The sequence below is a fragment of the Streptosporangium sp. NPDC005286 genome (genome assembly GCF_040607515.1).
Taxonomy (GTDB): Bacteria; Actinomycetota; Actinomycetes; order Streptosporangiales; family Streptosporangiaceae; genus Streptosporangium.
This window is the reverse complement of record NZ_JBEXGU010000298.1, coordinates 1-5,742: the sequence shown is the minus strand read 5'-3', so window position 1 is coordinate 5,742 and position 5,742 is coordinate 1. Positions and strand designations below refer to the sequence as shown.

The 5,742-nt window shown below is 67.9% G+C and carries 5 protein-coding genes and 1 pseudogene; 1 reads left to right on the top strand and 5 read right to left on the bottom strand.

The window, feature by feature from the left end:
• Positions 1 to 305, bottom strand: a 305-nt coding sequence (locus ABZU75_RS44875) for a DeoR family transcriptional regulator (protein ID WP_355569144.1), incomplete at its 3' end; no start/stop codon positions are given.
• 590 nt (positions 306 to 895) lie between these two features.
• On the opposite strand from ABZU75_RS44875, the gene ABZU75_RS44870 reads away from it, so the two are divergent.
• Positions 896 to 1,144, top strand: a complete 249-nt coding sequence (locus ABZU75_RS44870) for an SAV_915 family protein (protein WP_355569141.1) — start codon at positions 896 to 898, stop codon at positions 1,142 to 1,144.
• Between the two features lie 253 nt (positions 1,145 to 1,397).
• On the opposite strand, the gene ABZU75_RS44865 is transcribed toward ABZU75_RS44870, so the two are convergent.
• From ABZU75_RS44865 to ABZU75_RS44850, 4 genes and pseudogenes are all read right to left on the bottom strand, one after another.
• Complete coding sequence (locus tag ABZU75_RS44865; protein WP_350966379.1) at positions 1,398 to 2,066, bottom strand: response regulator; 669 nt, start codon at positions 2,064 to 2,066, stop codon at positions 1,398 to 1,400.
• Positions 2,063 to 4,600, bottom strand: coding sequence for a sensor histidine kinase KdpD (locus ABZU75_RS44860; RefSeq protein ID WP_355569147.1), 2,538 nt, complete (start codon positions 4,598 to 4,600; stop codon positions 2,063 to 2,065). Before ABZU75_RS44860 ends, ABZU75_RS44865 begins: the two co-directional genes overlap by 4 nt.
• Before the next feature lie 8 nt (positions 4,601 to 4,608).
• Complete coding sequence (locus tag ABZU75_RS44855; protein ID WP_355569138.1) at positions 4,609 to 5,469, bottom strand: potassium-transporting ATPase subunit C; 861 nt, start codon at positions 5,467 to 5,469, stop codon at positions 4,609 to 4,611.
• Positions 5,470 to 5,742, bottom strand: a pseudogene (locus ABZU75_RS44850) (potassium-transporting ATPase subunit B); the annotation flags it as partial. It abuts the gene before it with no gap.

Here is a 5,742-nt window from a genome sequence, read left to right as displayed (position 1 = left end):
GTACCCGCGTCAATGATGATCGCGCCATCCTGCGGCAACTCGGCCAGCGCCGCCTTGGCGATACGCTCCTTCTCCGCCGTCATCACCTCATCGCGCGTCGCGAGGGCTGGCTCGAAACCGAGGCGCTCGACCGGGATCGCCCCGCCGTGCACGCGCCGCAGCACCCCCGAACGCTCCAACGCTGTCAGGTCCCGGCGGATCGTTTCAGTCGTGACGCCGAACCGTTCCGCCAGGGTCACCACGTCGACCCGCCCGGCGGCCCGGGCCTCACACAGGATCTCCTGCTGCCGTTCCTCGGCGTACATCCTGTTGGTTCACCGCCGTTTCAATGTTGTTTTATATGTCTTTATACCCGAGTATGTTGCATGTCAAGGGTCGATGAGAACCGCTCCGTCGTGAGTTTCATGAACCTGTGACCTCCACGCAGCGGCTCATGATCATGCTGGGCGTCTATCGAAGAACTACTCGCCCTCGCGTTCCCGCACTTCGTCCGTGAAGTTCGTCCGTGTCACAGGTGGGACGGTGCGCATCCGGGCACGGGGTCGCGAACCGTCAGCGGTATGCCCACGGTCGAGGTGCACCGCACAGAACCGACCGAACTGGAAGACCCACCACGTTTTCCCGGCTCATCGCCGCGCCACCACGAATTGCCTGCCGATCATCGCCATCCTCCAGAGAACGTCGTTGACGGTGGGAGCCGACGACCCCTGACGCATTCACCACACCGAAGCGGCCGATCCTGCCGCTTCGGTGATGTCGGTGCTGGTCGGAGCCACACCACGTCAACGCGTCGTAAGTACTTCCGCGATTGCCGTCTTGATCCCGTAGCGATCGCGCTCATGCTCCCCGCTCGGCTCTAGCGTCGCTGGTGTACGAGTTCTCACCAGGAGGAAGCATGTTGTACGTCCCGGTCCGTCAAGGCGCGTTCAGCACGTCGCTGCGCCTGTTCAGGACTGTTGCGGGGAAGCGGACGGCGGTCGCCTTCACCTCACCGATGCGCCTGGCCAAGGTGCTCGGCTCCGATCAGCACTGGGTACGGCTCAGCGAGCCCGCGCTCAGGAGCATGCTCAAGGAACTGGACAGCATCGGCATCGTGATCGACCCCGCAGGGACGATGGCCCGGCACTCCGCCAAGACCGCATGATGTGCGTCACCGAGGCGATCGCACGGGGAGCGAGGACCAGCGGTTCGGCCTGTCGATCGCGGCGGGCGGTGCCGCGGTCCGGGTGCCGGCGCGGGGCTCGCCGGGGCTCGCCGGCCTGATGCGCGGGGAAGTCGGCCTCTGATCGAATGCGAGAAGCGCGGACAGTCACTCGGCTGCCCGCGCTTCGTCGTTGCCGGTCAGGGATCCCGGAGCGCCGTGAGCAGTTCCAAACCGGTGAGCGGCCTGAAGCCGATCAGGCCTTGAAGCGGTAACCCATACCGGGCTCGGTGATCAGGTGGGCTGGATGCCCGGCGTCGCGTTCGAGTTTGCGCCGCAGCTGGGCCATGTACTGCCGTAGATAGTGGGTCTCCTTGACGTACTTGACCCCCCATACCTCGGTCAGCAACTGCCGCTGGCTGACGAGCTTGCCCGGGTTGTGTAGCAGGATCTCCAGGATGTGCCATTCGGTCGGCGTCAGCCGTGCCCCGCCGGAGATCGTCTTGTTGGTCAGGTCCACCACGTGGTCGCCGATCGTGATGCTGGCCAGCTCCGCCTCCTGCGCGGACGTGCGGCGCGACACCGCGCGGATCCTGGCCAGCAGCTCGTCGATGCCGAACGGCTTGGTGACGTAGTCGTCGGCACCGGCGTCGAGGGCGTCGACCTTGTCCTGGTTGCCCGCCCTGCCGGACAGCACGATGATCGGCATCGAGGTCCAGCCGCGCAGCCCGTGAATGACGTCGACGCCGTCGAGGTCGGGCAGCCCGAGGTCGAGCACCACCAGGTCAGGGTGCCAGTCGGCCGCCTGGCGCAGGGCCGCGCCGCCGTCGGTGGCCACCGCCACCTCGTAGTGGCGGGCGATCAGGTTGATGCGGAGCGCCCGCAGGATCTGCGGTTCGTCGTCGACGACGAGAATGCGTGTCATGCGATCACGGCTCTGGATGAGATGGGCAGCGTCAAGATCATGGTGAGACCTCCCCCTGGTGTCTCTTCCGGTACGAGAGAGCCGCCCATCGCCTCGGTGAGCCCCCTGGAGAGCGCGAGACCGAGGCCGACCCCCGATTGGTTGTCACGATCGCCGAGCCGCTGGAACGGCTTGAAGACCTGGTCATGTGCTTCCGGCGGAATCCCTGGACCGCGGTCGATCACCCGGATCTCCACGTGGTCGCCGTACCAGCTGCCGGTGACCAGCACCCGCTCGCCCGGTGGGCTGTAGCGGACGGCATTGGACATCAGGTTCACCAGCACCCGCTCCAGCAGGGCGGAGTCGGCGACCACCTCGGGCAGCTCGACGGAGATGTCCCCCTCGACGCGATCCCGGAGCGGGCCCAGGTCGTCCATCGCCCTGGGCACGACCTCCTCCAGGGCGACCGGCTGGAGGACGGGCCCGAGCACGCCCGCCTGCAACCTGCTCATGTCAAGCAGGTTGTCCACCAGGCGATTCAGCTTGACCAGCGACTCGTCCGCCGTGGCGAGCAGTTCCTTCCTGTCCTCCGCGGACCAGTCGATCTCTGTGCTGCGCAGGCTCTCCACCGCGGCTCTGGCCGAGGCCAGCGGGGTGCGCAGGTCGTGGCTGACGGCGGCGAGCAGCGCGGTGCGCATCTTGTCGGCCTCGGCCAGCGGCCTGGCCCGCCCGGCTTCCTCCTCCAGCCGCTGCTGACGCAGCGCGACGGCGGTCTCCGCGGCGAACGCCTCGAGCACCCTGCGGTCGGAGGCGTCGAGCAGCCTCCCACGTACCGCGAGCACCAGGTTCTCGTCGATCGCCACGTCGGTGTCTGCGATTCCGGGGCTGGTGCACGGCTCGCCCCCGGAGGTGGCCACGATCCGCCACGCCTCCGGCTCCGACTGATCGTCGGGGGTCGGCGGTCCCGTCCGCTCCAGAAGCGTGGCGGACACGAGCCCGAACGTCTCCTTGACCCGGGCGAGCAGCGACGGCAGAGCGGCCTCACCACGCAGGACGTGGCCGGCGAGCGTCGACAGGACCTCGGCGTCCGCGGTGGCCCTGGCCGCCTCTCTGGTACGGCGGGCCGCCACGTCGACCACCAGGCTCACCATGATCGCGACCAGCACATAGACGACGAGCGCGAGCAGGTTCTCCGGGTCGTAGACCGTGAACTGGTCGACCGGCGGCGTGAAGTAGTAGTTCAGCAGCAGGAACCCACCGATGGCCGCCGTCACCGCCGGCCACATGCCGCCCACCAGGGAGACTCCGACGACCATCAGCAGGAAGAGCAGGATCTCGCTCGGCAGCGCCGAATCGTCCCTGAACGGGAGCAGAACCGCGGTCAGCGCGGGCATGCCGAGCACCGCCATCGCCCAGCCGATGACCCTGCGCTTGCGGGTCAGCGCGGCTCGCGAGCTCGCATGGCGGCGGCCCTTCTTGACCTGCGCGTGAGTGATCATGTGGACGTCGATCGAACCCGACAACGCGGTCGTCTCCACCCCGACGCCACGGGACAGGATCTGGGCGAACCTGCCCCGCCTGGACGCGCCGAGCACGAGCTGGGTGGCGTTCACCCCACCGGCGAAGTCGAGCAGCGCGCGCGGGATGTCGTCGCCGACCACCTGGTGGTAGGTGCCGCCCATGTCCTCCACGAGGGTGCGCTGGCGGGCCAGGCTGGCCGGATCGCCGCCGATCAGGCCGTCTGCCCTGGTGACGTGGACGGCCAGCAGGTCGGCGCCCATACTGCGCGCCGCGATGCGGGCTGCGCGCCGTACCAGGGTGTCGCCTTCCGGGCCGCCGGTGAGCGCGACCACCACCCGCTCGCGTGCCTCCCAGGTTTTGGCGATGCCGTGCTCGGCCCGATAGCGGTCGAGCTGGTCGTCGACTTTTCCCGCGACCCAGAGCAGGGCGAGTTCGCGCAGCGCGGTCAGGTTGCCGATCCTGAAGTAGTTGGACAGCGCGGCGTCCACCTTCTCCGGTGCGTAGATGTTGCCGTGCGCCATCCGCCTGCGCAGCGCCTCGGGCGACATGTCGACCAGCTCGACCTGGTCGGCCCGCCGTACCACCTCATCCGGTATGGTCTCCCGCTGCGGAATGCCGGTGATCTGCTGGACGACGTCGTTGACCGACTCCAGGTGCTGGATGTTGACGGTGGAGACGACGTCGATGCCGGCGTCGAGGATCTCCTCGATCTCCTGCCAGCGCTTGGTATTGCGCGAGCCTGGGATGTTGGTGTGCGCCAGCTCGTCGATCAGCGCCACCTTCGGCGCCCGCTCGATGACGGCATCGACGTCCAGCTCGGTGAAGTGGCTCCCCCGGTAGGCCAGCGTCCTGCGCGGGAGGACCTCCAGGCCGTCAAGCAGCTCGGCGGTGTGGGGGCGGTCGTGGGTCTCGACGAAACCCACGACCACGTCCCTGCCACGCTCCAGCGCCCTGCGTCCCTCGTTGAGCATCGCGAAGGTCTTACCGACTCCGGGAGCCGCCCCGAGGTAGACCCGTAGCCGCCCGCGTGGCACCGCGATCACTACTCCTTGTCGAGGGCCAGGTTGAGTTCGAGCACGTTGACCGCGGGCTCGCCCATGAAACCGAGGGCGCGCCCTGTGGTGTGCTCCTGGATGAGCGCCTTGACCCTGGCGAGGTCCGTTTTGCGCTCCTTGGCCACTCGCGGGGCCTGCAGGTCGGCGTAGGCCACCGAGATGTGCGGGTCGAGGCCCGAGGCGCTGGCCGTGACGGCATCGGCAGGCACCTCGACCTTCGTCACGCCGCCACGGATCGGGACGGTCTTTCCAGCGGCGTAGTCCTCGCCCGGCTTGCCGCACTCCACCTTCAGACCCTTGTACTCGGCGATGAAGGGGGTATCGGGGCAGGCCTGGTTGACGCTGACCGCGCGGTCGGAGAAGACCTTCAGCACCGCGCCCACACCGTCACCGGTGCAGTACGGCCTGGCGCCGCTGACGCCCTCCAGCTCACCGACCGCCTTGGAGCGGGCGCAGACCTGGGTGAGCAGGCTCTGCCTGCCCTCGTCCGGGTTGCCCTCGTCGTCCTTCGCGCCGGGGACGGGAAGGACGTCCAGGACATCCTCGGGTCCCAGGTTGCCGGCGGCCGTCGACTGCATGTCGTACCCGTCACCCGCGGCCGACGGGCGGCTCTGGAAGTAGGTCCTGACGGGGTTGCCGTCCTTGTCGGTGAAGTTCTGGCCGATGATGGCGCTGCCCACGTCCTTGCCGTCCTGCTGGACGATCGAGCCGTTGGCATTGCCGTTGAACAGGGCCTGGGCCACGCCGGTGGTGACCAGCGGGTAGATCACGCCAAGGAGCACCGTGAGGACGGCGACCGCCCTGATGGCCGCGAGGTGCTGGCGGATCCAGCTAGGTAGGCGTTCCATTTATGACATCCCCGGAAGGAACTGGATGAGCAGGTCGATGATCTTGATACCGATGAACGGGGCGATGATGCCGCCCAGTCCGTAGACGTAGAGGTTGCGGCTGAGCAACTTCGACGCGCTCGAAGGGCGGTAGCGAACACCTCTGAGCGCCAGCGGGATCAGCGCGATGATCACCAGGGCGTTGAAGACGACCGCGGACAGGATCGCCGACTGCGGACTGGCCAGACGCATCACGTTCAGCGCGTCCAGGCCGGGATAGACCGCCGCGAACAT

What these genes read in the sequence shown, in the direction of transcription:
- ABZU75_RS44865 (WP_350966379.1), bottom strand. Translation starts at nt 2,066, where the DNA reads ATGACACGCATTCTCGTCGTCGACGACGAACCGCAGATCCTGCGGGCG.
- ABZU75_RS44870 (WP_355569141.1), top strand. Translation starts at nt 896, where the DNA reads ATGTTGTACGTCCCGGTCCGTCAAGGCGCGTTCAGCACGTCGCTGCGC.
- ABZU75_RS44855 (WP_355569138.1), bottom strand. Translation starts at nt 5,469, where the DNA reads ATGGAACGCCTACCTAGCTGGATCCGCCAGCACCTCGCGGCCATCAGG.